This is a genomic window from Corynebacterium aquilae DSM 44791 (assembly GCF_001941445.1).
Classification (GTDB): Bacteria; Actinomycetota; Actinomycetes; order Mycobacteriales; family Mycobacteriaceae; genus Corynebacterium; species Corynebacterium aquilae.
Genome location: NZ_CP009245.1, coordinates 856384 through 882503, shown reverse-complemented (window position 1 = coordinate 882503; position 26120 = coordinate 856384). Strand labels below are relative to the sequence as shown.

Genomic DNA, 26120 nt, shown 5'->3' with positions numbered 1-26120 from the left:
GTGGGTTTCTAGTCTTCCTGTGAAAGCCGGGCCGTAAGGTAGCGGCGAAGACCCGGACCGTACTGGGGATCCCGCAACGCGAAATCCACACAGGCACGAATGTAGCCGCCCGGATTACCTAAGTCATGACGCGCGCCGTCATGGACCACGATATGTACCGGATGACCCTTGTCGATCAACATAGCAATTGCGTCGGTCAGCTGCAGTTCGCCACCAGCACCCGGGGTGATTTTTCTCAGCGCGTCGAAGATTTCTCGATCCAATAGGTAGCGTCCGGTGGCCACGTAGTTGGAGGGAGCGTCTTCCACGGCGGGCTTTTCAACCATGCCGATGACTTTTTTCAGCCCCGGGGTGGCCGGGTCGTCGACGGGTTCTACCTCAAACACGCCGTAGTTGGAGACCTCCTCGCGGGGCACCTCGCAGGCGCACAGCACGCTGCCGCCGACGCTTTCGCGGGCTTTGGCCATGGTTTCCATCACGCCCTGGGGCAAGACCAAGTCGTCGGGGAGCATCACCGCGACGACGTCTTCGTCGTCATGCAGTTCTGCTTCCGCCAAGCTGACCGCATGCCCCAGGCCTAAGGGGCGTTCCTGGGTCACCGGAATGGCCTCGATGAGGTTAGGGGCGCGGCGGACTTTTTCCAGCTGGGCGGACTTGCCGCGTTCCTCTAGCAGGGCCTCGAGTTCCGGGTAGGGGTCGAAGTGTGCCAGCACGCCCTGTTTTTTCGGGGCGGTGACGATGATCATCTTGCTTGCACCCAAAGCGGCAGCTTCGCTGGCGATGACCTCGATACCGGGGGTATCAACGACGGGAAGAAGTTCCTTCGGAACCGTCTTGGTGGCGGGCAGGAATCGCGTACCCATTCCTGCTGCCGGAACGACGACCGTCTTCACGGACCATTTGTGATCGGCAATGGGAAGATTCATAAACGCACACTTTACATTTGCGGGCAGTAGCACATTAGCGGCACACTGCCCTCAGTTAGTGAACATGGCAACCACCGAGAAACTTTGCTGGTCAAAGCTTTATACTGTGGTGCCACACACATAGTTACGTGGGGCTAATCACTTTTTTCATAGCGCCCGTCTACCCCCACACACTACCCCAACCCCCGCCCAAAAATCGGAACATTCTCCGAAACGTGCCCCCGCCAACGCCACCCCCACACCCCAAAACACATAAGATGAAACGCACCTTATCTGGTGGGGCCCGGTGTTGAAACTACTTTTTCAACATCCATGCACGAAAAACAGGTATTCCCCACATCATGCTTGAAGTTTTTTGAGATATTTTCCATTTAGAAAAACAGGCAACTGCCAGGCTTTTTGTAAAAAACGCTGCAAAACACGTAAGCAAAAGGCTATCCTTTTTCAAAAGATAACACCTAGCAGTCGTACAGTGGAGTCATGGGCACATCATCCAACCAGCGCGGAACCAAGGTCACCACGGCCGTTTCCGCCAACAGCGCACAAATGGCCGCGGCCAAGCAGTCCATTCGCGCGCAGATTCGCCAGGCGCGGCAACTCCGCGCCCACGGCGAACTGGACGACGCAATCGCTGCCCATGCCGCGTCGCTATCACATGGCGCCGCTCAGGTCGCGGCCTACTTTCCTACAACCGGAGAGCCAGGCGGACAATCACTCCTGCCAGCACTCTCCAAACACTGCAGGCCACTGATCCCCCGCACCCTCGAAGATGCGGAAATGGATCTTGGCTGGGCTGACGGCCCACTGATTCCAACCTCCTTTGGGGCACAGGAACCAGTCGCCGGCGGCCACGCATTCTCCACGTGCGACCTCATTTTTGTTCCCGCCCTCGCGTGCACCCGCGACGGCTACCGCCTGGGACAAGGCGGCGGCTTCTACGACCGTGCACTGGTAGACGTCAATGCGCCCGTTATCGCATTGCTCTACGACGAGGAAGTACTCAATGAGCTCCCCGTGGAAGAACACGACATGCGGGTCAGTGGCGTCATCACGCCATCCGGTTTGTTTTGGTGCAACGGAACCAAAAACTAGAAACCAACCCCTTATCCCACGCGCACATAGCGCACCACCCCGACGACGGCTCGCCCCAGCGCAGCCCAGCAACGCCCCACGCGCGGTTCACCCAGAACCAGCAGTGGGGCGTTGCTGCGTCACAACAACATGAACCCCCAATCCGGCCACCCCGACCCCACCACCCAAAGCCCAACACCTTCAGCACTCACCCCAGGACACAAGCTGGAGCCCAGACTTCGCAAAATCTTTGCACCCCACCTATTAACCCCCAGCTGGCGCAGGACGGTTTTCCTGCGCCGAGTTCTGGCCCTTTCCCTCCTCCTGGCAGCACTTGCAAGTGCGATCAGCCAGAAAAGCGAAACAGTGACAGTGGCCGCGCACGACATCATCGCGGGACACAAGATCACCGCAGCAGACCTCACCACCCGCACCCAACCCGCCGGCCTCGCCCCCGAAGGACATCTCGACAAGGATGCAATCGTCGGAAAAATCGCTGCCCACGGATTAACAACGGGTGATACTTTTTCACCCCTCAATGTGCTGGGAGAGGATCTCACTAACACATTTGTGACGATAAACACCATTAACGACAGAAGCGAGCCAGGCAATATGGTGCCCCTGCCCCTCGCGGACCCAGCTCTGGCTCCACTGCTGCAGCATGGCGATGTGGTCTCCGTGGTCGTTGCCGACGAAAACACTTCAGAACCCCGGGTCATATCCGCTGGTGGAACCATTATTTCCACCACGGAAAGCACGGCCGGGAAAAACGCCACGGCCGTCCTGATTGCCCTCCCCGAAAGCGACGCACGGAAAGTGGCAGCGATCTCAATGTATACCCCTGTTGCGGTTGTGGTCACAGGGGCGCGCGCCCACAACGACCCCTAGTGGACACGCATCCCAGTAAGAGATTTAGTTTTTTCTTAGGTTTTTCGGGCCTTTCCCATTAAGCTCACCTACACCAACCACACCGTGTGGAATGGCGGGCCCACGCCTTTGAGCGTGTTGCCCTACCCCAAATGGACAACACCTACAAGGAGATCCTCATGCTCAAGGGCTTTAAAGACTTCATCATGCGTGGCAACGTCGTCGACCTCGCCGTCGCAGTGGTCGTGGCAACCGCTTTCACCGCTATCGTCACCGCCTTCACTGAGAACCTCGTGAACCCGCTGATCGCCTCCTTCGGCAGCGCCGACGCTGACGGCCTCGGCTTCTTCATCAAGGCCGGCAACGAAGCCACCTTCATGAACTTCGGTGCCGTCATCACCGCCGCCATCAACTTCATCATCGTCGCCGCCATCGTCTACTTCCTCATCGTCGTCCCGATGAACAAGGTCAAGGCCGCCCAGGCTGCCCGCGCCGGCGCCGTCGAGGAAGAAGAGGAAGCAGTCGCAGTCGACACCCAGCTGCTCACCGAGATCCGCGACCTGCTCAAGACTCGCAACATCTAATAGCTTTCATCAGCTTCACCGCTGACAAGCACAAACCGCGCCCCCGTCACACGGGAAGCGCGGTTTTTTAATTGCCTTTAACGACTCACACCCCAATGGGGTGGCATTTGCTCACGCCAGAACTGCTCATCAAAACCTGCAGAACTCTTCTGCCCGACAGCCCGCTCAGTGCGCAACAACTCCGGCGCCAAGTCACCACCGGTGGCCGATTTTTCCACGGACGGCTTCCGCCGGGACCGTTTACGCAACCCCGCAGCTTTCGGCTCCGGCCTATTCACAGGTCCACTGATCCAGCTGATCCAAAACGTGGTGCACCAACGGACCCAACGTCGCCATACCATCACGAATGGAAGACCGCGACGGCGCCAGATTAACGATCATGGTGGAACCGGACACTCCCGCAATACCCCGAGAAGTACCAGCATCAATCGCACCGCAAGCCAAACCCGACGCACGCAACGCCTGGGACACCCCAGGCAGAATCTGGTCAAGCACCGCACGGGTCGCATCAGGGGTCTTATTGCGCGGCCCCACCCCAGTACCACCAATGGTGAGCACCAAATCCGCGCCACCGACCACAGCAGTTTCCAACGCCTTGCGGATCGCTTTGCCCTTGGAAGGAACCCCCACCACCGCATCGACGGTGAAATCGTCTTCGTTGAGCAACTCAGTCACCAGGCGGGCAGTGGAATCCGGGTCAGTGATCGAATCACCAACTAACACGACGAGCGCACGACGCTGCGGCTTGGCGCCGCCGTCGCTTTCCTCGGCGCGCAAAACCTCCGGATCCGGCTCAGCGATGCCATCAAGATCAACGGGGGCGTGTGAGGAGTGTTCCATGGCGGGGTCCTAATCTAGGTGGGACGCTATACAAAACTGTGCACACCGCACCCCACACCCCACCAAACGGAGGGCAGATGCGCGGACACCGGCACCGCGGACACAAGTTCGCAATGCCGGTGACCAGCGTCGTGCTTCCCACAAAGCAGGAAGCGCGGGGCGCCTGTGTCTATTTCTCCCTAGCTTAGCGTGACAGGCACATCTTTCACGTCGTTCTGGTTGTCAATTGAGGTAACTTTCAACGTCACCTTGTCGCCAACATTGTGAGAACGAATAGCCGCGATGAGCGCATCAGCCGAATCCGTCGCACGATCATCAACACCGATGATCACATCACCCGGAGCAATACCCGCCTCCTGGGCCGGCGAACCCTCATCAACCTGCCCCACCACAGCGCCCTTCACCCGGGACTGCGGTGCCAAACGCACCCCAATCTTCGGAGTAGTCACCTTACCGTCCTGGATAAGCTCCTGGGCGATCTTGCGGGCCTGATTGACCGGAATAGCAAAACCCAAACCAATCGAACCTGCCTCCGAACCACCCTGAGACATCGACGCAATCACCGAATTCATTCCGATGAGATTGCCCGACATATCCACCAAAGGCCCACCGGAGTTACCCGGGTTAATAGCAGCATCAGTCTGGATCGCATCAATCAACGAAGACTCTCCCCCAGCCTGACCAGAAGCCCGCACCGGACGATTCAACGCCGAAACAATGCCAGAGGTCACCGTCGCAGACAACCCCAGCGGAGAACCAATCGCCACAACCTGCTGGCCCACCTTGATGTCATCAGAATTACCGAAGTTGATCACCGGCAAATCCTTGGCATCGCGCAACTTAATCACAGCCACGTCATAGGACGGATCCCCGGCAACCAGATCCGCACCAAAAGTGCGGCCATCATTTAAAGTGACCTGAATCTGCCCGCCCTGCGAGGCCGCATCCACCACGTGATTATTGGTCAACACATAGCCGTCGGAGGAAATAATCGACCCCGACCCCTCATCAACAGCAGACGGGCCAGCCACCCGAATAGAAACCACTGCCGGCAACACATTCGAGGCAACATCTTCCACACTGCCCGGCTCCTTAGTCGCCGTGCGGTGAATCGTCGGCTCATTCAACGCATTAACAGCCGTGCTGTTCTCCGGGGCGAACTGGGTAGCAGCCACACCAGTCAAAGTGCCAGCGCCAATAGCGCCCACCAACATCATCGCCAAAGCGGTGCCCAAAGACACCTTCTTCTTTTCCTTCACAGCCTTGTGGCCCTGCGGGGCAGGCTGAGCAAAAGCCGGCCCCTCGAAGCCCTGCCCGGTCGGCGGCACACCACCAGCCCCACCAGCAGCCAGCGGCTGCTGCGCCTCATAGGCATAAGGATTCCGGGGAGCGCTGAAACCACCCGCAGCGCCAGCCGGCGCATAGTGCCGGGGAGCTTGCTCCGGAACGGCATCAAAACTTATGGTCTCCCGCACATCGTTTACCTGTTGCGCCGCAGCATCCGCCAACGTCCGCGGAGCCACCGGCGGCTTCGCCACCGAACTGTACGGCTGAGCCGGGGCAGAGTCCGCAGCGGTATCGCTGCGCTGCTGCTGAGCATCCTGGATGGCGGCATCACCACCCCACTGCGGCGCAGAATTCGACTGGGAGGGCGTCAGGGGCTGCTGCGCCACAGCATCCCGCGGCTGGGTGTACTCCCCTTCAGCGCGCCGCTGCGAAGCCTGAGCCTCGGAAGCAGCGTCATCATTGTGGAAGGGGTTCTTGGGCATGTCTTCGTATCGCATAGAACAAATAATGACCCTTCGCACTGGTGAAGGGCTGGAAAGATAAATTCAAATTTTTATTAAAAAGTTCCGCGTTTCCTGTGGCTTGACAGCTATTGCGAAACTACGGCCTCCCCAGGCGGAATACCGCATGCGCCCCAGGCTAACCCACCCCAGGCAATCTGTCAGACACAACCCCCGACAAAAACAACAACCGGCCGTCTGCCCCACCCCGCAAAGGGCGAAACACACGGCCGGACACAACCAACAAGGGGGCTAAATATGGAAGCCCCACCCATTAGAGCGCTTCGCGCGCGAAGCCTCATTCTTCGTCCGATGGGACTCAACATCGGGACCACCAGGCAAAGTCACCGTCATCATGGTGCCGCCATCATCGCTTTCACTGGCAACAATCGTGCCATTGTGTCGATTAATCACCTGCTTCACGATTGCCAAGCCCAAACCGGAACCCGGCATCGAACGAGACTGAATCGAACGATAGAACCGCTCAAAGACCTTCTCACGCTCATTCACCGGAATACCCGGGCCAGAGTCCGAAATCGTCAACGCCAACTGGCCGCCACGCTCCTGCATTACCACCCGCACCACGCCATCCTCCGGCGACCACTTCGCGGCATTATCCAGCAGATTCAACACCGCACGACTCAACGCGAAAGAATCACCCTCGATAAACCACGGAGTGGTACGAACATCAAACGTGACATCGGAACGGCGCCGCTGCACACGCTCCAAAGACGTCTCCACGGTCTCAACCAAATCGACGCACTCGAAGTCCTTCTCGGGACCATCCTCACGAGCCAAATCAACCAAGTCACCAACCAAGGTGGACAACTCATCAAGCTGAGCAATCACATCACGCTCAAGATCACGACGATCCTGCTCCGCGATCTGCGCGCCGCCCGCCTGACTCACCATCATCAACAGCTCAATGTTGGTACGCAGCGACGTCAACGGAGTCTTCAACTCATGTCCAGCATCAGCAACCAGCTCAGTTTGTCGGTTTCGAGAAGCCTGCAACGCGCTCAACATGCCATTGAAAGAATTCGTCAGCTGCGCAACCTCATCAGTGCCCTCCACCGCAATCGGACGCAAATCATCGGTACGAGCCACATAATCAACAGCGTTTTGCAACCGCTTCACCGGCCGCAAACCAGCCGTGGCAGCCACCGCACCGGCAGCAATCGCAACCAGCACGCCCAAGCCACCAATCAACAGCAGCACAATGCCCAACGAAGAAATCATCTGGTGAGTCGGCCCCATATCCTGAGCCAAAATCACCCGCGCACCCGCAGCATTACGCTTAGCCAAAATGCGCTCATTACCGGCGGTGCGCACCGTACGATCCTTCTCATTCTGAAGCACCGCTGCCTCATCCTGGAAGTCAATCGGGTCGCCCACACCAGCCATCGACCCCGCCCCGAAATAAGCGATACGGATGTCCGGGTTGTACACCTTAAACATCGCCACTTCGGCGCCAGGGTTGATCAGAAAATTCGGATCAAAACTCTTCGACAGCAAAGAATTCGCCTTCGCATCCAGATCCTCATCGACCTGGTGCGACAAAGAAGCAGACACCGTCCAGTACGCCACAATCGACATCACCAGCACGGCCAACGCCACCATCGACGCCGTCACCACTGACAGCTGCCAACGAAGCGAAGTTCTCCGCGACGAACGATTCACGCCCTGCGGAGCCTGACGGCCCACAGTTTTTCTCAAAATCACGGTGCAGTCTCCCGCAGAACGTAGCCCACACCGCGCACAGTGTGAATCAGACGGGATTCCCCTCCAGCCTCAGTCTTACGTCGCAGATAACCGATGTACACCTCGAGGGCGTTGCCGGAAGTCGGGAAATCATAACCCCACACTTCCTCCAGGATCGCAGTACGCGACAAAACGCGACGCGGGTTGCGCATTAACAACTCCAACAACGCGAACTCCGTCCGCGTCAGGCTGATCTGACGATCACCGCGGACCACATCCCGAGTCTCCGGATCCAGGCGCAAATCCTCAAACGTCAGACGCGCAGTCGACTGCGTCGTCGTAGCCTCCGCCGCAGCACGGCGCAACAAGCTACGCACACGCGCCAAAAGCTCCTCCAACGCAAAAGGCTTCGGGAGGTAATCATCGGCGCCAGCATCCAAGCCGGCAACACGATCGGACACACCATCGCGCGCCGTCAACACCAAAATGGGTCGGTCATCACCGTCTCCGCGGAGCGTGCGACACACCTGAAGACCATCCAGCCTCGGCATCATCACATCCAAGATCACCAGATCTGGCTGCTCGGACTGAATCATCTTCAAGGCGTGTTCGCCGTCTTCGGCAAGCACAACCGTGTAGCCGTTAAACGTTAAAGACCGGCGCAGTGATTCCCGGACGGCCTGCTCGTCATCTACTACAAGAATTTTCATTGTGCCTCTGCGTGCGAAAAACTACCGACATTAATGCGATCAACGTGCCAAAGACACCGCCACAAGCGGTGTTCAGACACTAGACGAACTTTCAAACGTTACGTCAATCATCCAAGCCCCATTGGAAGCAGAAGCCCTGAAATATACCCACAGTAAAAACAACGGGCTTTTCTAGAGCGCCTGACCCAGAAACAGCTCGGATACTAAGAAACTAGTCTACCCATGGAAACCCTCAACAACCCCACGGAAACCAAAAAATTAACGAAACCCTTAACTTTCCACCCCCACCCCAATAGTGCACGTCACAGCAAAAACCCGCTGCCTACCAATGGTAGATAGCGGGTTTTCTACTTATCAACCTTCAACACGAAGGCGATGGAGTCTCACAAGGCTCTTAGAACTGCTCAACCTCAACGAGGCCGAGCTGAGCTGCCTTGACCAGACGGCGCGGGATCAGGTGAGCGCGACCGTTGATCTTGACCTCCTGGAGGGCGACATTGTCGGCCTTCCACTGAGAGCGGCGAGAGTGGGTGTTAGCACGCGACATGCGACGCTTCGGAACTGCCATTTTTCTTTCCCTCCTTTAGTCTTTCTTGGTGCGACGAGCGCGGTTGCCGTAACGACGCTGGAACTTCTCGACACGACCAGCGGTGTCCATGACACGCTGTGCGCCGGTCCAGAACGGGTGGGACTCGCTGGTGACGTCAACGACGATCAGCGGGTACTCGTTGCCATCTTCCCATTCGACGGTGCGCTGGGAGGTGGCGGTGGAACGGGTCAAGAACTTGAAGCCCGTGCCGGCATCCTGGAAGACCACCGGGTGGTAGTCAGGGTGGATATCCTTCTTCATACCGATCCTTTTAAAAATAAGGTTGACCATTGCCGTAGAGCTCTTCCAGCCTGGAAGCCGGAGAGTGGTTCCTGTTGATAAGCCGCCGGAACCGAGACCTCGCCGGTTAAGCGCAGCATTCTCAACACTCAAGGTGAACTAAGTGGAGAGTCATTCCTTGGCTGCGTTTAACAGAAATGGTGTCTACGAGCGGAGCCCATATGTGGGCAACTCTAGGGAATCCTACAGTTAGCAACGCCAAAAACCTAAATCCCCACTACCCCTACCCCTTTGCCACCCCTGCCTCCACTAGCAACACGCCCTCTAAACGCACATCTAGAACGATAAAAACGGCGATATCACTTGCAGCGACTCTACCGGGTTAGGACACTCATGTCCTCTAAAAATACGCCCACGCCTATCCTGCGAGCAGGGCAAGCGCGGGCAGGCGAAGAAAACCCGGCAGGAAAACCAATCGAACCCCGACCGTGACGATAAACGAATAAGGGTCTTGGAAGCGACCGCACAGCACAACAAAGCTCGCCCTACCCCACCGCATTTCACGCCGTCCCTATATATACGGAAACGGGTTGAATGCCGCGCGCGATGACGTCAGCTAGCAATCCACCTTGTCTTCAGACGCCAACAGTCCCTCGAAAGTCATCTTCGGCCCGTCACAAAAGCTTTGAGGCACGCGATCCCGCGAGCACCAACGAGGGTGAAGAATCGCTCCCCGTGAACGATTGTCAGATTCTTCGCTTGCAAAGAAGCATGACGGTCCGCACGGAGCCAATCGCCCCAAGTGCACCATTCCACGCCAGCAGTCACACTAATAACAGTCGACATGGCCAAAATCGAAGATCGCTTCACGCTGTGTCGCGGGGACGCTTCCTTACCGCGGGGTGGTATGAGAATCCCGATTAGGAAACACGGCCAAAAACATGTATGGTTGTCCCTTGCTGTTGTCAAAATGTTCGTTTAACGCCCCGTCAGCTGGCATTGGTCGCGCCCCGGAAAGTTGTTTTCTGGTGCGGCTGCGGCCACCGTTGCACGTGGGCGGCTAGGAGAAAGAAAGTCCATGTCGGCAATTTGCCAGGTCACGGGACGTCAGCCGGGTTTCGGCAAGTCGGTCTCGCACTCGCACCGGCGCACCAACCGCCGTTGGAATCCCAACGTGCAGCGCCGCAAGTTCTTCCTGCCCTCTGAGGGCCGTACCATCACCCTGACTGTGTCCACCAAGGGCCTGAAGGTTATCGATCGCGATGGCATCGAGTCCGTCGTTGCCGCGATCCGCGCACGTGGGGAGAAGATCTAACAGATGGCACGTAATGATATTCGTCCAATCATCAAGCTGAAGTCTACGGCTGGCACCGGTTACACCTATGTCACCCGTAAGAACAAGCGCAACAACCCGGATCGTATGACCCTGAAGAAGTACGATCCGATCGCCCGCAAGCACGTCGAATTCCGCGAGGAGCGATAATTCATGGCTAAGAAGTCTAAGATCGCCAAGAACGAGCAGCGCAAGGAAATCGTCGCCCGCTACGCGGAGCGCCGCAACGAGCTCAAGGCCATCATCAAGAACCCCAACTCCACCGACGAGGAGCGCCTGGACGCTCAGTACGAGCTGAACCGCCAGCCCCGTGACGCCTCCCCGGTCCGCGTTCGCAACCGCGACGCTGCCGACGGCCGTCCGCGCGGTTACCTGCGCAAGTTCGGTTTGTCTCGTGTCCGTGTCCGTGAGATGGCTCACCGCGGTGAGCTTCCCGGCGTTCGTAAGTCCAGCTGGTAAGGGAGTTTTCTAATGAAGCGCACCAACATGAAGAAGGCGCGGATGGAGCAGTCCCGCCGCCCCAAGAAGAATCCGCTCAAGGCTAAGGGCATCTCTGAGGTGGACTACAAGGACATCAACACCCTGTCCCTGTTCATCTCCGATCGTGGCAAGATCCGTTCTCGCCGCGTCACCGGCCTGACCCCGCAGCAGCAGCGTCAGGTCGCCACCGCCGTGAAGAACGCTCGCGAAATGGCTCTCCTGCCTTTCACCAGCCGCTAAACACGACGGTCGCAAGGACAGTTTGACAGCCTTTATCGCACTTGATGCGACGGGCGTTGAATTTCGATCCGACGCCCACTGTTAAAGCCCACCGGTTATTTCCGGTGGGCTTTACGCATACCTAGGCACCGAGCACCGGCTACAGGCCATGGTGCTTGTACTATGTGAGAAACATCCATCCGGTGAATTCACCGTAAATGTTGCTAACCCGCACCGACCCAACCGGACGTGCGAACTCTTACTCCCCATCCACCCCGGCGCAAAGCGATAATCCATGTTGCATGACTCCCTCCATCAGCTCGCCGCTGAGGCCCCCCAGTGCGTGAGCACTGCGATGGCTCGTGGCATTCTCGCTGATGCCCACGATCTGCTTCAGCAGGCCGCCCACCACGACGGAGACGCCAAAGAACTCGGCGCGTGGTTTTCGACCATCGTCATCCAGGTGCTCAACTCCCCTGCCCTCAAAGAAGACGCTAGCCCGGAGGCACAGTTTTATCCTTCGGGTGCTTTCGGTCGTCTCGAGGGCTTGGTTGATTCCCGGGTGCGCTTGCTGACGTGGGGCACCGACAGTGATCAGGACAAGGCGGCGGAGCTTCTTCGCAGTGCAGGCCTGACGGTTCGTACTCCCCTGCCCGCCCGCAGCGCTGATCAATGGCAGCTGGAGGCCAGCGATGCGGTGGCGCGCCGTGACGCGGAGGTGCTTGGTCTGATCAACGACGCCGGCACCTGGGGCAACTTCGCCATCAATGTGGCTGCTCGCGCCGAATGTGGCGATAGCGGGCTGAAGGTGGTTGCAGATGTTTTGCGCGCCGATGCCTTGTCTCATCGTCCGCCGGCCTTGTCGGTAAAAAGTGGGTTGCCGGACAAGGATGTGGTTTTTGATATCCGCGAGCACCTTGTCGTTCCTGCAGCCCGTTTGGCCCGGTGGGCTGGTTTCGCGGCCGGGGTGCGCTCCACGCACACACCGACCCGGCTCGCGGTGGCTGCCGCCAGAGGCGTGTTGACCGAAGCGGAAGCTACCAGCTTGAATCAGGCGTGGGCAGCCGGTATGCGCACCTATCTGTTCCTGTGGTCTACTCGCACCGGTGTTAAGCCGCAGCGTTTTAGCAACCTCCCCCTCATCCAGCGCAGCCTGCTTGGCGCAAGCTGCCGTGAACTAGCCGATGTGGCTCGTAGCGTTGCTGCCCGCCACCACGATGCGTAAAGGATCATTGTCTTATGGCTGGCGCAGTTGGACGCCCCCGCAAACACAGCCCCCGCAGGAAAGGAAGTACTGCTCGGGAGGAGATTCTCGACGCCTCTGCTGAGCTGTTCACCACCCAGGGCTATGCCACCACCTCGACGCACCAGATTGCCGATGCGGTGGGTATTCGGCAGGCTTCTTTGTACTACCACTTCCCTTCCAAGTCGGATATTTTTATCAGCTTGCTGAAGTCCACCACGGAGCCGTCGATGCAGATTGCGGAAACTCTTTCGGAGGCCGGGGGCACTCCGAGTCTGCGTTTGTGGGCTTTAGTCGCGGCCGAGGCGCGCCTGTTGCTGAGTTCCCGGTGGAACTTGGGCCGCCTGTACCAGTTGCCGATTGCGGTCAGTGAGGAGTTCGCGGAGTTCCACCATGAGCGGGCTGCCCTGGCGCGGGTGTTTGAGGAAATTGCCGAGGATATTGTCGGCGCGGGTGACCCGCGGGCACAGCTGCCGTTTTTGCTTTCCCAGACGGTGACGGAGATGCGCCCAAACAATGGCACCGCCCCCTTTTCTCCTTCCGGCGAGCAGGCCTTGCCGGATACGGCCATCATGTTGGCTGATGCCGCGTTGAAGGTGATTGGCGCGGAGCTTCCGGCAGAGCGGGTTGCTTGGTGTGTTGGGGTGCTCAATCAGGCGGAGGCTAACGCCGACGAGAAATAGTTGGCGTGTGTGCTTGTGCTTTTCCCGCGTGGCGGGTGACGGGAAACTGCGGTGGTTTCCCGTCACCCGCCGTTGTGTTGTTGGGCGCGGTTTAGGCCGGGTTGATGTTGTCGGCGCGGCTAACCACCCGGTGGGCTTGGTTGATCAGGGGTGCGTCGATCATTTCGCCGTCGAGTTTGAAAGCTCCGGGGTGGGCTTGGGCTTCTTCGACGACTCGGCGGGCCCATTGCAGTTGGTGTTCGTCTGGGGTGTAGGCGCGACGGATGACGGGCACTTGGGCGGGGTGGATGCAGCAGGTGCCGGCGAATCCGCTGCGCGCCGCGTCGGCGGCTTCTTCGTATTGTCCGGCATCGTCTTTGAAGTCTGCGTGGACGGCGTCGAGGACGTATTTTCCGTTCGCTGCGGCGTGGAGGTGCATCAGGGAGCGGGTGACGGACATGGTGGTGCGGTAGGGGCCGGGCCGGCCGGTGGGGCCACCTTCGTCGGGTTGGATGCGGGAGTGGGTGCCGCCGAGGAATTGGGTGAGGTCTTCAGCACCCCAGAATAGGCCGACGACTCGGGGGTCGGCGGCGATGTGGGGCAGGTTGATCACGGCGGTGGGGGTTTCGATCATGGCGATGATGTCGAAGCCGTCGAGGATGTCGGGGAGTTCGGCTTGGACTTTGGGCACCATGATGGTGTGAAAGTTGGTGTTTTTGATGGCTGCGACGTCGTCGGCGAAGCCTTCGTCGTCGGGGCCACAGACCCGCACGATGGTGTGTTGTGGGTCGAGTCCACTGTTGGCGATGTTGCTGCGGGCTTCGTTCCTGTCGCAGTTGCCGGCGCCGTCTTCGAGGTCGAGGATGACGGTGTCGGCGGCTGCTGCGCCTTTGGCGAATCGTTCGGGCCGGTTGGAGGGCACGAATAGGACTGCGGGTCCGGGGTTGAGGCGTGGCATGTGGGGTTTCTCCTGTGCGAATCTTCGGTGGTTTGGTTTGGTGGTTGGTGTTTTCTAGTATGCCCCGGGGGCGGGGGTTGTGGGTGGGTTGGGCGCATGCCAAAGCCCTGTGCTGCCCCCTTGTGGGGAGGCGTGCACAGGGCTTTTGGTGGTGGGTTTTAGTGCGCGAAGTGGCGGGCACCGGTTAGGTACATGGTGATGCCTGCTTTGGTGGCGGCTTCGATGACTTCGTTGTCGCGGATGGAACCACCTGGCTGGACCACGGCGCGGACTCCTGCTTCGGCGAGGACTTCAAAACCGTCGGCGAAGGGGAAGAAGGCGTCGGAGGCGGCGACGCTGCCGCGGGCGCGGTCGGCGCCGGCGCGTTGGACGGCGAGGCGGGCGGAGTCGACGCGGTTGACTTGACCCATGCCGACGCCGACGGTGGCGCCGTCGCGGGCGAGCAGGATGGCGTTGGATTTCACGGCGCGGACGGCGCGCCAGGCGAATTCGAGTTCGGCGAGGGTGTCGGCGTCGGCGGGTTCGCCTGCGGCCAGGGTCCAGTTGGCGGGGTTGTCGCCTTCGGCGTCGACGAGGTCGCGCTGTTGGACGAGCATGCCGCCGGATACTTGGCGGAGTTCTTTGGTGTCGGCGTGGGGGGCTTCGGCGACGAGGATGCGGATGTTTTTCTTTTGGCTAAGGACCTCGACGGCGCCGTCTTCGTAGGAGGGCGCGATGATGACTTCGGTGAAGATTTCGGCGACTTGTTTGGCCATTTCGACGCTGACTTCGCGGTTGGCGGCGATGACGCCACCGAAGGCGGAGACGGAGTCGCAGGCGTGGGCGGCGCGGTGGGCTGCGGCGATGGATTCGTCGGAAACGGCGATGCCGCAGGGGTTGGCGTGCTTGATGATGGCGACGCAGGGGCGTTCGTGGTCCCAGGCGGCCCGCCAGGCGGCGTCGGAGTCGGTGTAGTTGTTGTAGCTCATTTCCTTGCCGTGCAGCTGGGTGGCGTGGGCCAGCCCGGTGGCGTTGGCGGGATCGAGATACAGGGCCGCGGTTTGGTGGGGGTTTTCGCCGTAGCGGAGGGTGTGTGCCAGGTTGAGGGACAGCCCCATCCAGGGCTGGTATTCCTCGTCGTTGTGTTGTTCACCGAGCCAGGTGGCGACGGCGACGTCGTAGGCGGCGGTGTGGCGGAAGGCGTCGACGGCTAGTGCGGTGCGCTGTTCGCGGGTGAAGCCACCGTTGTTGAGGGCGGCGGTGACGTCTTGGTAGCGGTTGGGGTCGACAACGACGGCGACGGAGGGGTGGTTTTTGGCTGCGGCGCGCACCATGGAGGGCCCGCCGATGTCGATTTGTTCGACGCAGGCGTCGAAGTCGGCGCCGGAGGCGACGGTTTGTGTGAAGGGGTAGAGGTTGACGACGACGAGTTGGAAGGCTGCGACGCCGAGGTCGTCGAGCTGTGCGAGGTGGTCGGCTTTGCGGGTGTCGGCGAGGATGCCGGCGTGCACTTTGGGGTGCAGGGTTTTGACGCGGCCTTCGAGGCATTCGGGGAACCCGGTGAGTTCTTCGACGGGGGTGACGGGGATGCCGAGGTTGGAGATGGTGGAGGCGGTTGATCCGGTGGAGACGATTTCCACGCCGGCGTCGTTGAGCGCGCGGGCAAGGTCTTCGAGTCCTGTTTTGTCGTACACGCTGATAAGGGCGCGTTTGATGGCCTTCTTGTCATCACTCATGGTGGTTTGCCGTCGCTTTCACACAGTTTGTTGTCGAGGTGGTGGGTGCCGCGTGTGTGCGGCACCGCACCGTTGCAGTGGTGGTCACTGGTTGTGGTGTGGGGCGCCATCGCCCCGGGTGTTCAGTGCCGCGGCGATAGCGGCGAGGGGGTTGTCGTTGAGGACCGTCACGATGAGTTCGCGTTCGATTTTTTTGATGCGTTCGTGCAGCGAGCTTTCGGTGTCGTCGGGTGCGACGGGGACTGCTTGTTGCGCGATGATGGGGCCGGTGTCGACGCCGGTGTCCACGACGTGGACGGTGGTGCCGGTGATTTTTACCCCATAATGCAGTGCATCCCGCACTGCATGTGCGCCGGGGAAGGCGGGCAGGAGTGCGGGATGGGTGTTGATGACGCGGGAGTCAAAGGTCTGGAGGAACGACGCGTTGAGGATTCGCATGAATCCTGCGGATACGACGATGTCTGGCTGGTATTGGGAGACCGTGCGGGTCAGCGCGGTGTTCCAGGTGTCGCGGTCGGGGTAGTCGGACAGCGGCACCACCGTCGAGGTGATTGCTGCGGCGGTGGCTTTGTCGAGTGCCGGACATGTCGTGTCGGTGACCAGTGCTACGACCTGGTAGTTGTCTCCTGCTGCGCGGAAGATGGCTTCGGCGAGGGTGCCTGCGCCGGAGGCCAGTACGACGATGCGCAGGCGTGGTTTTTTACCGGTGGTAGTTGGGGTCACGCGGAATATCTTAGATGACGGTGGTACCCCCTTTGCTAAAAGGCTCGGGGGTTTAGCTACCCCCGGAAGCCCAACTAGCTGGGGTTTTTCCTCAGGCTGGGTGGGGCTGGGGGTTGGTGTTGGATGCTGAAATGCAGATTTGTTCCGCACGCGGTGACCGATTGAGGAGCACTGTCAGCTGTGTTGCTGACGGTTTTTGGGTTTATCCGGTGGGGCGGAATTGGCTGCTGGGGTGTTTAGGGGTTGTCTTCCTCTGCATCTTTTTTGTCTGCGTTTTCGCCTGTGCCTGTATCCGCGTTTCCGTCTGCGTTTTCGTCTGAGGTTTCGGCGTCCGCTTCAAGGTCTTCGGCACCACCGGCGTGTTTGGCGTTGTCCGCTTGGAGTGCGTCGTCGCGTGCGTCCGGTTCCTTGTTTACTGCTGTGCCCTCTACATCCTCTGCGCCCTCTGCATCTGCATCCTCTGCGCCCTCTGCATCCTTTACATCCTCTGCGCCTGCTGTGCCTGTGCTGTTATCGGAAGTCTCCGCGCGGGCCGACTCGTCGCTGTGCGCATCTGCCTCATCGTCTGCTGGGGCTGCGGTGTCGGAATCTGTCTGAGTGGTGGACTGTTCGGACGCGGTGGCGTCGAGGGGCTCGGTGGCCGGGGAGTGCGCGTTTTCGTCCTGATCGGCGCTGCCTGTTGCCGCCTCGTCGGCTAGTGTCTCATCGGCGGGTGCCGCGGGATTTTCGTCCGGGTCGGTGTCACCGTCTGTCTCCGCGTCAGCTTCGCCGTCCTGCTGCGGGTGCGGCTGGTCGTCGGGCTGTTCCTCGGCGTCGGCGTTTGAGGTGTCTGGCTGGGCTGCAGCTTCGGCTGGGGTGGTGTCGCGGGTGCGGTTTTCGCGCAGTGCGGTGACTACCAGGGCGCAGAGGCTGCCGGCGAAGAAGAAGCCGGCCAGGCTGAGCATTGCCGGCCACAGGGAGGCGGTGAGGTTGCCCATCACGCCGATTTGTCCGGTGGACATGAAAACCAGCACGGCCACGCCCGCGGCGACGGACACGGTGGCTACCGCCAGCTGCCCAAAGACTTTGGCCCAGGTGGGGCTGGTGCGTGGGGCCCGGTAGGCGACGAGGAAGGCGATCAGGATGCTCACCGTGGTGGCGATGGCGAGGCGTTGCCATTCCGGCCAGGTGGTTTGCGGCAGGGCCGCGAACAGCGGCAGGGGTGGCAGTTGTTGTTGCAGGACTGTTTCCTGCCCCAGGCTGACGAAGGTGGTGCCGATCATCAGGTAGCCGAGTCCGCCGAGCACGAGTGCTACGGCGGCCATGGTGGGCAGGTACAGCACGCTGAGCACGCCGATGCCGGTGCGTGCCCCGGCTGAGGGGAAGTGGTCGAGGAATTCGGCCACCATCTCCCAGTGCAGGCCTACCGCGGCCAGCGCGGCCACAGCCCACACCACGAGGGAGTAAGCCACGAAGCGCGCGCCCAGGGCCACGCCGTGCACGAAAAATTCGGGGAGTAAGAACTTGCGGGCCAGCGCCGAATACAGCTTTACTCCGCCGCCGGCAACGAAGGCCAGCGCCGCGAGCAGCGCCACTCGCCCCACGGAGGTTGCCATGGGTGGGACAGCGACGGGAATGACGGCGGAGGCATCGATGAGCATGCCGTAGGCGACGAAGACCAGTAATAGAGGTACTGCGATGGTGGAGGCGCCCAACACCGACAGTTGGCGCAAACTAATGCGGCCGCCGATGACCCCGCGCACCCGGTGGGCAGTAGCCAGCCACACCGCCAAGGCGGGCAGCAGCGGGACGACCCCCAAGGTGGTGTCCCGGGAGGACACCGGTGAGCCAAGGGTAAGCAAAAACAGTTGGGCGATCGTCGCGGGCAGCGCCACGAAGGAAGATCCAGAAATCAATAACGCCCCAAACGCCACAGCAATCACAAGAGTGACCACTATCACATTGAGAACGATTATCGGGAGGCAGTAGCCCCGCACTAGCGGCTTCCACCCCTCAACCACAGCCCCCTCCAAGGCGCGCGAGGAGGCGCCAGACCCCCGTGCGGAACGCGCCCTCACCGTCTTCTCCGGACGGCGGCCGGGGCGTGGATTGCGGGCAGATCGCGCCTGTGGGCTTGTCTTCTTACTCACCCGCCCCACTGTGCCACGTTGTCCACCCCAATACAGGAAGGCGTGCCACAGACCCCAAAATTTGACCCCTCGCCCCCACCCCAACCACCCCGGAAGACACGGCACGCAATTTTCAGTAACGATTCGATAACGAACGTAACGTTCACTCCTGAAGTCACGACTGCACCATAAAGCCTGATTTTTGCCCAAACGGGTTGCCCGACCGCAACCAAACCGTTATCGTTGACTCTCGTTAGATAACGGGATGGTCACGATTGCATGTGGTCCACTCGATGGCAACCGCCACCGCACCGCCAACAAGACACCTTCCACCGGCACATCAGCCGAAAGAAAGATGCCAGGCAAGTGCAGGACGAAAATATCAACGCACAACACCGTTAGATATTCCCCGTCCAACAACCACCGTAATCCCGGTAGGACCCTGAGGAAGAGGCTTCAATGCAAAAGCAGGCTCAGCGCAACCGTGCAGGCGCACACCGTAAGACCAGCGTCTCGCACACCACCAAGGGCCGCGCAGCCCTGTTGGCCGTTGCGACTTCTGCTGTCGGCACCGCAGGTGCCGCAGGCACCGCCGTCGCACACACCAGTGTCGACGCAGCCCCCGCCCACAGCGAGGCAACCCCCCAGTACGAGCTCGCCGCCGACAACGCAGCTCCGGTCATCTTCGACCAAGCCCCCCAGATCCTGGAGATCGCCGAATTCAAGCCGGTACTGAACCTGGCCGACCAGCTCTCCAAGGCAATCCAGTACAACGCTGAGCGCATGGCAGCCGACGAAGCCGCCCGCGCACCGCAGGTCGTCAAGCCCGCCGAAGGCATCCTCACCAGCCCCTTCGGGCCGCGCTGGGGCACCTTCCACTCCGGCATCGACATCGCCAACTCCCTCGGCACCCCGATCCTCGCAGTCGAAGACGGCACCGTCATCGACGCCGGCCCCGCCTCCGGCTACGGCCAGTGGGTCCGCATCAAGCACGAAGACGGCACCATCACCGTCTACGGCCACATGGAAACCATCGACGTCTCCGTCGGCCAACACGTCACCGCCGGCACCAAAATCGCCGGCATGGGCTCCCGTGGATTCTCCACTGGCGTGCACCTCCACTTCGAAGTACACCCCGGTGGTGGCTCCGCGGTCGACCCCATCCCGTGGCTCGCCGCACGCGGCATCAGCGTTTAAAAAACTCCACACACAAACCGCCTCACACCTCGTGAGGCGGTTTTTTCATGCCCCCCACCCAACCCCAAAAAAATGGGGCCCCACCATCCGGCAAGGCCCCACCACAGCGAAAAAGCTACAGCTTTTCCAACGGCACATTACCCAACAGCATCAAACGCACCGTGCCCGAAGAACCAAAATCAACCACCACCGTATCGGCCGGCGCACCATGCGACACCTCCATCACCGTGCCCAACCCATACTTGTCGTGCACCACCCGATCCCCCACCACCAACTGCAAATCCTTCTTTCCCACATTCGCCTTAGGAATCCCCCCACGCGGCCGCTTCGGCTTCGCAGAAGAACCATAAGAAGACCCATAACCACGCGCAGCGCCATAGCCCGACGAAGAACCATACGACCCGTAGGAGGGCTCACCCCACGCATCAAACTCCGGGGCCTCACGGCGCCAATCAATCACCGCATCCGGGATCTCCCCCAAAAAACGCGACGGCGGATTCGTCACGGGACTACCCCACGCACTACGCATCATCGCCCGCGTCACATACAGACGCTGGCACGCGCGCGTAATACCCACATAAGCCAAACGCCGCTCCTCCTGCAGCTGCGTCGGATCCCCCAAAGAGCGAGTATGCGGGAACTGGCCATCCTCCCAGCCCACCGAAAACACCACCGGAAACTCCAAACCCTTCGCCGTGTGCAACGTCATCAACGTCACCACGGACTCCTCCCCATCAGGCAACTGGTCAGCATCCGCAACCAAAGACACCCGCTCCAAAAACGCCGCCAAGCTCCCCGGCTCCGGCTGGCCATCCTCCGCAGGAGTCGGGCCGCCATCCATCTCCTCATACGCACGCAGATTCGCGGCCTCTGAAGCGAACTCGCGGGCCACCGCCACCAACTCATTGACGTTGTCGAGCCGGGCCGCATCCTGCGGATCATTCGACTTCGCCAACTCATCGCGATACCCCGTCGAATCCAACACCTCACTCACCACCACCCCAAGATCCGGATAACCCGTCACCTCGTCACGCGCCGACAACGCAGCCATCCGCAACCCATCCAGCAACTGATTAAACCCAGCAATCGCAGACTTACCCCTGGTCGACAGACCATCAACCTCCCCATGGGCCGCCGCATGCAAAGCCGACGCAAAACTCACCCGATGGGTCTCCGCATGCAAACTCACCGCCGCAATGGCCTTATCCCCAATTCCACGGCGCGGAGTATTGATGATGCGGCGCAAACTCACCGCATCCTCCTCGTTCTCAATCACCCGCAAATACGCAATGATGTCCCGGATTTCTTTGCGCTCATAAAAGCGCGTACCGCCAACCACCTTGTACGGAATACCCGAACGAATAAACACATCCTCAATCGCACGCGAGGCATTATTCGTGCGATACATCACCGCAATGTCGGAATACGCCATCCCCCGATCCACCAACTCATCAATCTCGCCGGCAATAAAACGCGCCTCATCGTGCTCATTATCGGCCACGTATCCGACGATCTTCTCCCCCGCGCCCTGCGCCGTCCACAGCTTCTTCGCACGACGACCATCATTACGATCAATCACCGCATTCGCCGCATCCAAAATCATCTGGGTGGAACGATAATTCTGCTCCAACACAATGGTTTTCGCCTGCGGATAATCCCGCTCAAACTCCTCAATATTACGAATCGTCGCACCACGGAACGCATAAATCGACTGATCCGCGTCACCGACCACACACAACTCACTCGGCTGCAAACCATCAGCCGTGACCTCGGTACCCACCAAGGCACTGACCAGCATGTACTGCGCATGGTTAGTGTCCTGATACTCATCGATGAGCACATGGCGGAAACGGCGCCGGTAATACTCCACCACCGGAGGATGCTGCTGGAAAATCCGCACCACCTCACCAATCAGATCATCAAAATCGACCGCATTAGCCTGCCGCAGCGCCCGCTGATACTCCCCAAAGACCTCAGCAATGACCTCCTCGTAACGGTTATGCGTGGCCTTGGCCTCCGCCAGCGCCTCCTCCGGGCCAATCAGCTCGTTTTTCCAATTCGAAATCCCATTCAGCAGCGCCCGGGGCGTGAACTTTTTCGCATCCAGCCCTTTATCCTTTGCGATCTGCGCCAACAAACGCTGCGCATCATCGGTGTCATAGATCGAAAAATTCGTATTCAGCCCCGGCACCAGCTGCGCCTGCTGGCGCAGAATCCGCACACACGTCGAGTGGAACGTCGCCACCCACATCCGCTCCGCCACCGGGCCCACCAGCTGGCCCACCCGCTCACGCATCTCAGCAGCAGCCTTATTCGTGAAGGTAATAGCCAAAACCTCCCACGGCGCCACATTGCGCAAGGCCAACAGATACGCAATTCGCCGGGTCAACACAGCAGTCTTGCCCGAGCCCGCACCCGCCACAATCAACAGCGGCGAACCAATGTGCTCCACCGCCTCACGCTGCTGCGGATTCAACCCCTCAACCAGCTTCTCCGCCGAACGCTGCGCCGCAGCCGCCGGATCCGCCCCCGCACGCACTCCAGGCGAAAACGGGTGCGCCCCGCTAGTCGAAGCAGCCCCCACCCCCTGGGAAGAAGACGAAGACACAGACGGACGAGAAAAAGGATTCTGAAGTGGCATAGTGCCCTATAACCTACCGCCCACGGCGCAAGCGCAGCAGTTGCCCCGTCGAACACCGGGTCGAAACACCACCGGCCACCGACCACCAGCACCCGCCCCAGCCACACCCCGCCCAACTGGGGGTAAAACGCAACTGGTTCCCCACGCAAGCTGTGGCAAAATATGGGGCTATGACACAAGAAGCGAACGACACCTTTGACATCCGGGTGCCCTCCGGCACCGATGATCCCCTTTCCGACGCGGAAATCCGTCGTTATCGCGAAGAAATCGACCGCCTCGACCGCGTCATCCTCGACGCCGTCAAACGCCGCTCCGAAGTCTCCCAAGCCATCGGCAAAACCCGCATGGGCTCCGGCGGCACCAAACTGGTCCACACCCGCGAAGTCGCCATCATCAACCAATTCCGCCAAGAAATCGGCGAAGAAGGCCCCGCCCTCGCATCCATCCTGCTGCGCATGGGCCGCGGGAAACTCGGCTAACCTAACCCAAAAACACCACAACGCCCTGCTGCCCGAACACACACGGGAAGCAGGGCGTCAGTTATTTCTCATCCCTCCGCAGGACCCTGCCCACCACGAGTCACACCCGGACGCTGCACCGGGGGCTCCACCTCAACACCATCAGCCGCAGACTCCGCGCGGGAACGCAAGCGCGCATGGAAAAACTCCACCTGCTCCGTCCAGGACGTAAAACCCTGCTCCGACTCGTCATACTCATCGTGGCTCGAACGATCACGCAGCTTCGCCAAACGCTCCCACCGCACATACTCGCTCAACACCTCAACAACGAGGGTCTCCACCGACACACGGTGTTCCGCCGCGGCCTCAGCAAGCTGAGCGGCCAACTGCTCGGGCACACAGTCAAGATTCCACGACACAGTGCCCGCCAACGGCGCCTTGTCCTTATCTTCCTTGTCCTGCGATGAATCAGTGCGGTGTTCCATGCTCTCACTGTGCAGCGCCAGCACAGCCATGTCAATGGTTTCCGCACACTTTTTCCACCCCACACCACCACGCCCCAGGACTGTCCACACCTGCACAGGCGTAAATCGCTGCAGGCGACTAGATTAGGAAAGAACAGGGCCGGTTCACCGAAACGGTTGCGCATGGATTCAGCCACGCCGACTTATTCGAGGTGAAGCGACCACAGTTTTTATCTCACACAAGGAATGAAACGCATGTCTTTCGACATCTCCAGCACCGAGCAATGGCAGAAGCTTGAAACCCACCACAACGAGCTGGCGCACACCACTTTGCGCGAACTGTTCGATGCCGACGCACAACGCGCCGAGTCCCTCACCCTCGATGCTGCGGGCCTCCACGTCGACCTGTCGAAAAACCTCATCACCTCCGAAACCGTGTCCCTCCTGGTTGACCTGGCCAAGGCCGCCGGCCTGGAGCAGCGCCGTGAGGAAATGTTCAACGGCACCCACATCAACAACACCGAAGACCGCGCAGTGCTGCACACCGCCCTGCGCATGCCCGTCGAAGACGAACTGAGCATCGATGGTCAAGATGTGGCCGCCGACGTCCACGACGTGCTGTCCCGCATGCGTGACTTCGCCCGCGCACTGCGCAGCGGCGAATGGCTCGGACACACCGGACACACCATCAAGACCATCGTCAACATCGGCATTGGTGGCTCCGACCTGGGCCCCGCCATGGCAGTCCAGGCCCTGCGCTCCGAGGCCACCGCGGGCATTTCCGCCCGCTTCGTATCCAACGTTGACCCCGCAGACTTCCACGCCAAGGTCGACGACCTCGACCCGGGTTCCACCCTGTTCGTCGTCGCCTCGAAGACCTTCACCACCCAGGAAACCCTCGCCAACGCCCACGCCGCCAAGCGCTGGCTGCTTGAGGCTTTCGACGGTGACGAATCGGCCGTCGCCAAGCACTTCGTGGCAGTGTCCACCAACGCGGAAAAGGTAGCCGAATTCGGCATCGACACCCGCAACATGTTTGGTTTCTGGGATTGGGTTGGTGGCCGCTACTCCGTGGACTCCGCCATCGGCCTGTCCCTGATGGCCGTGATTGGCCCCATGGACTTCATGCGTTTCCTCGAAGGCTTCCACGCCATGGACGTCCACTTCCGCACCGCCGAGCTCGACAAGAACCTGCCCGTGCTGATGGGCCTGCTCGGAGTCTGGTACGGCGACTTCTACGGCGCCGACACTCACGCCGTGCTGCCCTACTCCCAGGATTTGGCTCGCTTCCCCGCCTACCTGCAGCAGCTGACCATGGAATCCAACGGCAAGTCCGTGCGCCGCGATGGCTCCGCCGTGAGCGTCAACACTGGCGAAATCTACTGGGGTGAGCCCGGCACCAACGGCCAGCACGCCTTCTTCCAGCTGCTGCACCAGGGCACCCGCCTAGTCCCGGCGGACTTCATCGGTTTCGCCCGCCCCCGCCAGGATCTGCCCACCGCCGACGGCACCGGCAGCATGCACAACCTGCTGATGAGCAACTTCTTCGCCCAGACCAAGGTGTTGGCATTCGGCAAGAACGAGCAGGAAATCTCCGCAGAAGGCGTGCCGGTGGAATTGGTGACTCACAAGGTCATGCCCGGCAACCGCCCCACCACCACCATCTTGGCTGAGGAACTCACCCCCTTCATCCTGGGCTCGCTGATTGCCCTCTACGAGCACATTGTCTTCGTTCAGGGCGTGATCTGGGACATCAACTCCTTCGACCAGTGGGGCGTTGAGCTCGGCAAGAAGCAGGCCGGCGACCTGCTGCCCGCCGTCAACGGCGACGAGAACGTCGACTCTGGCGACAGCTCCACCGACAGCCTGATCTCCTGGTTCCGTGCCAACCGTGAAGGCTAAGCGCACACTCGGGCTAGCGCTTCCCTTCGCGTTGGCGCTAGCCGGGTGTTCCACGTTGACCAGCGACCTTGCCTTCGGCGACTTGGAAAGCCGGGATGCGAAACAGGTGACGGTGACCTTGGGCCACACCGATGATCAAACGCGGTACTTGATCGTCTGCCCCAAGACCTCCGCAAAGGACCTCGCCAAAACCCTCGGTTTTTCCGCACCGGCGAAATACCCGGAAGACGGCTACGAGGACAAGTCCGCGCTGCTGCTTTTCGACGCCCAAAACCAAGCGAAGATTCGCACGTATGACCTGAGTCGCTTCAACCTGTGCAAGTCCTCGACTGGGTGGGAAGTCACCGACATCACCACCCCGTTGAAGATGACCAAGGACGACGATGGCTCCTGGTACGCCAGCCCCACCAGCACCACCACCAGTGCCAGCACCGATGACACCGGTCAAGGCCACGCGGGCGTCCACCCGAGCCAAGGCCACTCCGGCACCCACCCCGGTCAGGATCACAGCGGTCAAGACCACGCGGGCACCCCGGAGCAGATGGATCCCAACCCCGCCCCGGCTTCGCCGGCCAACCAGGTTCCGCAGGTAGGCGAAAACTTCAAGATCCCAACCAACTAGCGGACAGTCATCGACTCGACGCCCCCTTAAAGATCGGCGCCGATTGCTTCCTATATGAGGCAGTCGGCGCCTTCTTTTGT

Annotated in this window: 26 protein-coding genes; 13 read left to right on the top strand and 13 right to left on the bottom strand. The window is 60.3% G+C overall.

Annotated elements, in window-relative coordinates:
- Positions 1-8: 8 nt before the first annotated feature.
- Complete coding sequence (locus CAQU_RS03775) at positions 9-926, bottom strand: UTP--glucose-1-phosphate uridylyltransferase (protein ID WP_075725359.1); 918 nt, start codon at positions 924-926, stop codon at positions 9-11.
- A 480-nt stretch (positions 927-1406) separates the two neighbouring features.
- On the opposite strand from CAQU_RS03775, the gene CAQU_RS03770 reads away from it, so the two are divergent.
- The 3 genes from CAQU_RS03770 to mscL all read left to right on the top strand — a co-directional run bounded on the left by CAQU_RS03770 (position 1407) and on the right by mscL (position 3448).
- The gene (locus CAQU_RS03770; protein ID WP_084562770.1) at positions 1407-2018 is read left to right on the top strand and encodes a 5-formyltetrahydrofolate cyclo-ligase; all 612 of its coding nucleotides are present in this window, start codon (positions 1407-1409) and stop codon (positions 2016-2018) included.
- 351 nt (positions 2019-2369) lie between these two features.
- A complete protein-coding gene (locus CAQU_RS03765) occupies positions 2370-2885 on the top strand; it encodes an SAF domain-containing protein (protein ID WP_169836022.1) in 516 nt (171 codons plus the stop codon).
- 158 nt (positions 2886-3043) lie between these two features.
- The gene (gene mscL / locus CAQU_RS03760; RefSeq protein ID WP_075728353.1) at positions 3044-3448 is read left to right on the top strand and encodes a large conductance mechanosensitive channel protein MscL; all 405 of its coding nucleotides are present in this window, start codon (positions 3044-3046) and stop codon (positions 3446-3448) included.
- Positions 3449-3718: 270 nt separating this feature from the next.
- Here mscL and CAQU_RS03755 read toward each other — a convergent pair whose 3' ends face one another.
- The 6 genes from CAQU_RS03755 to CAQU_RS03730 all read right to left on the bottom strand — a co-directional run bounded on the left by CAQU_RS03755 (position 3719) and on the right by CAQU_RS03730 (position 9336).
- Positions 3719-4288 carry a MogA/MoaB family molybdenum cofactor biosynthesis protein gene (locus tag CAQU_RS03755; RefSeq protein WP_075725357.1) on the bottom strand — a complete coding sequence of 190 codons (570 nt, stop codon included), beginning with the start codon at positions 4286-4288 and terminating at the stop codon, positions 3719-3721.
- A gap of 179 nt (positions 4289-4467) precedes the next feature.
- Positions 4468-6072 (bottom strand): S1C family serine protease, encoded by a 1605-nt coding sequence (locus CAQU_RS03750; RefSeq protein WP_245797287.1) that lies wholly within the window; start codon positions 6070-6072, stop codon positions 4468-4470.
- Between the two features lie 255 nt (positions 6073-6327).
- Positions 6328-7797: a HAMP domain-containing sensor histidine kinase gene (locus CAQU_RS03745; RefSeq protein ID WP_245797286.1), complete on the bottom strand. Its 1470-nt coding sequence runs from the start codon at positions 7795-7797 to the stop codon at positions 6328-6330.
- Complete coding sequence (locus tag CAQU_RS03740; protein WP_075725353.1) at positions 7794-8486, bottom strand: response regulator transcription factor; 693 nt, start codon at positions 8484-8486, stop codon at positions 7794-7796. The genes CAQU_RS03745 and CAQU_RS03740 overlap by 4 nt, the downstream gene beginning before the upstream one ends.
- 394 nt (positions 8487-8880) lie before the next feature.
- Positions 8881-9054: a 50S ribosomal protein L32 gene (gene rpmF, locus CAQU_RS03735; protein ID WP_075725351.1), complete on the bottom strand. Its 174-nt coding sequence runs from the start codon at positions 9052-9054 to the stop codon at positions 8881-8883.
- A gap of 15 nt (positions 9055-9069) precedes the next feature.
- Positions 9070-9336 carry a type B 50S ribosomal protein L31 gene (locus tag CAQU_RS03730; protein WP_075725349.1) on the bottom strand — a complete coding sequence of 89 codons (267 nt, stop codon included), beginning with the start codon at positions 9334-9336 and terminating at the stop codon, positions 9070-9072.
- A gap of 1057 nt (positions 9337-10393) precedes the next feature.
- On the opposite strand from CAQU_RS03730, the gene rpmB reads away from it, so the two are divergent.
- The 6 genes from rpmB to CAQU_RS03700 all read left to right on the top strand — a co-directional run bounded on the left by rpmB (position 10394) and on the right by CAQU_RS03700 (position 13273).
- Positions 10394-10630 carry a 50S ribosomal protein L28 gene (gene rpmB, locus CAQU_RS03725; protein WP_075725347.1) on the top strand — a complete coding sequence of 79 codons (237 nt, stop codon included), beginning with the start codon at positions 10394-10396 and terminating at the stop codon, positions 10628-10630.
- A 3-nt stretch (positions 10631-10633) separates the two neighbouring features.
- Entirely contained in the window at positions 10634-10798 is a 165-nt protein-coding gene (gene rpmG / locus CAQU_RS03720; RefSeq protein ID WP_027013145.1) for a 50S ribosomal protein L33, read from the top strand.
- A 3-nt stretch (positions 10799-10801) separates the two neighbouring features.
- On the top strand, positions 10802-11107 hold the full coding sequence (gene rpsN / locus CAQU_RS03715) for a 30S ribosomal protein S14 (RefSeq protein ID WP_075725345.1): 306 nt from the start codon (positions 10802-10804) through the stop codon (positions 11105-11107).
- Positions 11108-11119: 12 nt separating this feature from the next.
- Positions 11120-11368, top strand: a complete 249-nt coding sequence (gene rpsR / locus CAQU_RS03710; protein ID WP_075725344.1) for a 30S ribosomal protein S18 — start codon at positions 11120-11122, stop codon at positions 11366-11368.
- A gap of 274 nt (positions 11369-11642) precedes the next feature.
- Entirely contained in the window at positions 11643-12572 is a 930-nt protein-coding gene (locus CAQU_RS03705; protein WP_075725342.1) for a putative nucleotidyltransferase substrate binding domain-containing protein, read from the top strand.
- A gap of 14 nt (positions 12573-12586) precedes the next feature.
- On the top strand, positions 12587-13273 hold the full coding sequence (locus CAQU_RS03700) for a TetR/AcrR family transcriptional regulator (RefSeq protein WP_075725340.1): 687 nt from the start codon (positions 12587-12589) through the stop codon (positions 13271-13273).
- Between the two features lie 91 nt (positions 13274-13364).
- Here the strand turns inward: CAQU_RS03700 and CAQU_RS03695 are convergent, their stop codons facing one another.
- The 4 genes from CAQU_RS03695 to CAQU_RS03680 all read right to left on the bottom strand — a co-directional run bounded on the left by CAQU_RS03695 (position 13365) and on the right by CAQU_RS03680 (position 18777).
- Complete coding sequence (locus CAQU_RS03695; protein WP_075725338.1) at positions 13365-14210, bottom strand: HpcH/HpaI aldolase/citrate lyase family protein; 846 nt, start codon at positions 14208-14210, stop codon at positions 13365-13367.
- A 158-nt stretch (positions 14211-14368) separates the two neighbouring features.
- Complete coding sequence (gene purH, locus CAQU_RS03690) at positions 14369-15925, bottom strand: bifunctional phosphoribosylaminoimidazolecarboxamide formyltransferase/IMP cyclohydrolase (RefSeq protein ID WP_075725336.1); 1557 nt, start codon at positions 15923-15925, stop codon at positions 14369-14371.
- An 84-nt stretch (positions 15926-16009) separates the two neighbouring features.
- On the bottom strand, positions 16010-16648 hold the full coding sequence (gene purN, locus CAQU_RS03685; RefSeq protein ID WP_084562766.1) for a phosphoribosylglycinamide formyltransferase: 639 nt from the start codon (positions 16646-16648) through the stop codon (positions 16010-16012).
- A 236-nt stretch (positions 16649-16884) separates the two neighbouring features.
- The gene (locus CAQU_RS03680; RefSeq protein ID WP_157108888.1) at positions 16885-18777 is read right to left on the bottom strand and encodes a cell division protein PerM; all 1893 of its coding nucleotides are present in this window, start codon (positions 18775-18777) and stop codon (positions 16885-16887) included.
- Positions 18778-19215: 438 nt separating this feature from the next.
- On the opposite strand from CAQU_RS03680, the gene CAQU_RS03675 reads away from it, so the two are divergent.
- A complete protein-coding gene (locus CAQU_RS03675; RefSeq protein WP_075725332.1) occupies positions 19216-19953 on the top strand; it encodes a M23 family metallopeptidase in 738 nt (245 codons plus the stop codon).
- 115 nt (positions 19954-20068) lie between these two features.
- Here the strand turns inward: CAQU_RS03675 and pcrA are convergent, their stop codons facing one another.
- Complete coding sequence (pcrA, locus tag CAQU_RS03670; protein WP_075725330.1) at positions 20069-22594, bottom strand: DNA helicase PcrA; 2526 nt, start codon at positions 22592-22594, stop codon at positions 20069-20071.
- Between the two features lie 170 nt (positions 22595-22764).
- Here pcrA and CAQU_RS03665 point away from each other — a divergent pair, with 170 nt between their 5' ends.
- Positions 22765-23073 (top strand): chorismate mutase, encoded by a 309-nt coding sequence (locus CAQU_RS03665; protein WP_075725328.1) that lies wholly within the window; start codon positions 22765-22767, stop codon positions 23071-23073.
- Between the two features lie 68 nt (positions 23074-23141).
- On the opposite strand, the gene CAQU_RS03660 is transcribed toward CAQU_RS03665, so the two are convergent.
- Complete coding sequence (locus CAQU_RS03660; RefSeq protein ID WP_157108887.1) at positions 23142-23537, bottom strand: hypothetical protein; 396 nt, start codon at positions 23535-23537, stop codon at positions 23142-23144.
- Positions 23538-23771: 234 nt separating this feature from the next.
- Here CAQU_RS03660 and pgi point away from each other — a divergent pair, with 234 nt between their 5' ends.
- Both pgi and CAQU_RS03650 read left to right on the top strand, forming a co-directional pair.
- Complete coding sequence (gene pgi / locus CAQU_RS03655; RefSeq protein ID WP_075725324.1) at positions 23772-25418, top strand: glucose-6-phosphate isomerase; 1647 nt, start codon at positions 23772-23774, stop codon at positions 25416-25418.
- Positions 25399-26040 (top strand): hypothetical protein, encoded by a 642-nt coding sequence (locus CAQU_RS03650; RefSeq protein ID WP_157108886.1) that lies wholly within the window; start codon positions 25399-25401, stop codon positions 26038-26040. Before pgi ends, CAQU_RS03650 begins: the two co-directional genes overlap by 20 nt.
- Positions 26041-26120 lie beyond the last annotated feature (80 nt).

Excerpts from the sequence above, each read along its gene's own strand:
- rpsR (WP_075725344.1), top strand. The coding sequence starts at position 11,120 with ATGAAGCGCACCAACATGAAGAAGGCGCGGATGGAGCAGTCCCGCCGC.
- CAQU_RS03750 (WP_245797287.1), bottom strand. The coding sequence starts at position 6,072 with ATGCGATACGAAGACATGCCCAAGAACCCCTTCCACAATGATGACGCT.
- mscL (WP_075728353.1), top strand. The coding sequence starts at position 3,044 with ATGCTCAAGGGCTTTAAAGACTTCATCATGCGTGGCAACGTCGTCGAC.
- rpmB (WP_075725347.1), top strand. The coding sequence starts at position 10,394 with ATGTCGGCAATTTGCCAGGTCACGGGACGTCAGCCGGGTTTCGGCAAG.
- purH (WP_075725336.1), bottom strand. The coding sequence starts at position 15,925 with ATGAGTGATGACAAGAAGGCCATCAAACGCGCCCTTATCAGCGTGTAC.
- CAQU_RS03740 (WP_075725353.1), bottom strand. The coding sequence starts at position 8,486 with ATGAAAATTCTTGTAGTAGATGACGAGCAGGCCGTCCGGGAATCACTG.
- rpsN (WP_075725345.1), top strand. The coding sequence starts at position 10,802 with ATGGCTAAGAAGTCTAAGATCGCCAAGAACGAGCAGCGCAAGGAAATC.
- CAQU_RS03705 (WP_075725342.1), top strand. The coding sequence starts at position 11,643 with ATGTTGCATGACTCCCTCCATCAGCTCGCCGCTGAGGCCCCCCAGTGC.
- pcrA (WP_075725330.1), bottom strand. The coding sequence starts at position 22,594 with ATGCCACTTCAGAATCCTTTTTCTCGTCCGTCTGTGTCTTCGTCTTCT.
- CAQU_RS03775 (WP_075725359.1), bottom strand. The coding sequence starts at position 926 with ATGAATCTTCCCATTGCCGATCACAAATGGTCCGTGAAGACGGTCGTC.
- rpmG (WP_027013145.1), top strand. The coding sequence starts at position 10,634 with ATGGCACGTAATGATATTCGTCCAATCATCAAGCTGAAGTCTACGGCT.
- rpmF (WP_075725351.1), bottom strand. The coding sequence starts at position 9,054 with ATGGCAGTTCCGAAGCGTCGCATGTCGCGTGCTAACACCCACTCTCGC.
- CAQU_RS03665 (WP_075725328.1), top strand. The coding sequence starts at position 22,765 with ATGACACAAGAAGCGAACGACACCTTTGACATCCGGGTGCCCTCCGGC.
- CAQU_RS03660 (WP_157108887.1), bottom strand. The coding sequence starts at position 23,537 with ATGGAACACCGCACTGATTCATCGCAGGACAAGGAAGATAAGGACAAG.
- CAQU_RS03730 (WP_075725349.1), bottom strand. The coding sequence starts at position 9,336 with ATGAAGAAGGATATCCACCCTGACTACCACCCGGTGGTCTTCCAGGAT.
- pgi (WP_075725324.1), top strand. The coding sequence starts at position 23,772 with ATGTCTTTCGACATCTCCAGCACCGAGCAATGGCAGAAGCTTGAAACC.
- CAQU_RS03700 (WP_075725340.1), top strand. The coding sequence starts at position 12,587 with ATGGCTGGCGCAGTTGGACGCCCCCGCAAACACAGCCCCCGCAGGAAA.
- CAQU_RS03695 (WP_075725338.1), bottom strand. The coding sequence starts at position 14,210 with ATGCCACGCCTCAACCCCGGACCCGCAGTCCTATTCGTGCCCTCCAAC.
- CAQU_RS03755 (WP_075725357.1), bottom strand. The coding sequence starts at position 4,288 with ATGGAACACTCCTCACACGCCCCCGTTGATCTTGATGGCATCGCTGAG.
- CAQU_RS03675 (WP_075725332.1), top strand. The coding sequence starts at position 19,216 with ATGCAAAAGCAGGCTCAGCGCAACCGTGCAGGCGCACACCGTAAGACC.
- CAQU_RS03770 (WP_084562770.1), top strand. The coding sequence starts at position 1,407 with ATGGGCACATCATCCAACCAGCGCGGAACCAAGGTCACCACGGCCGTT.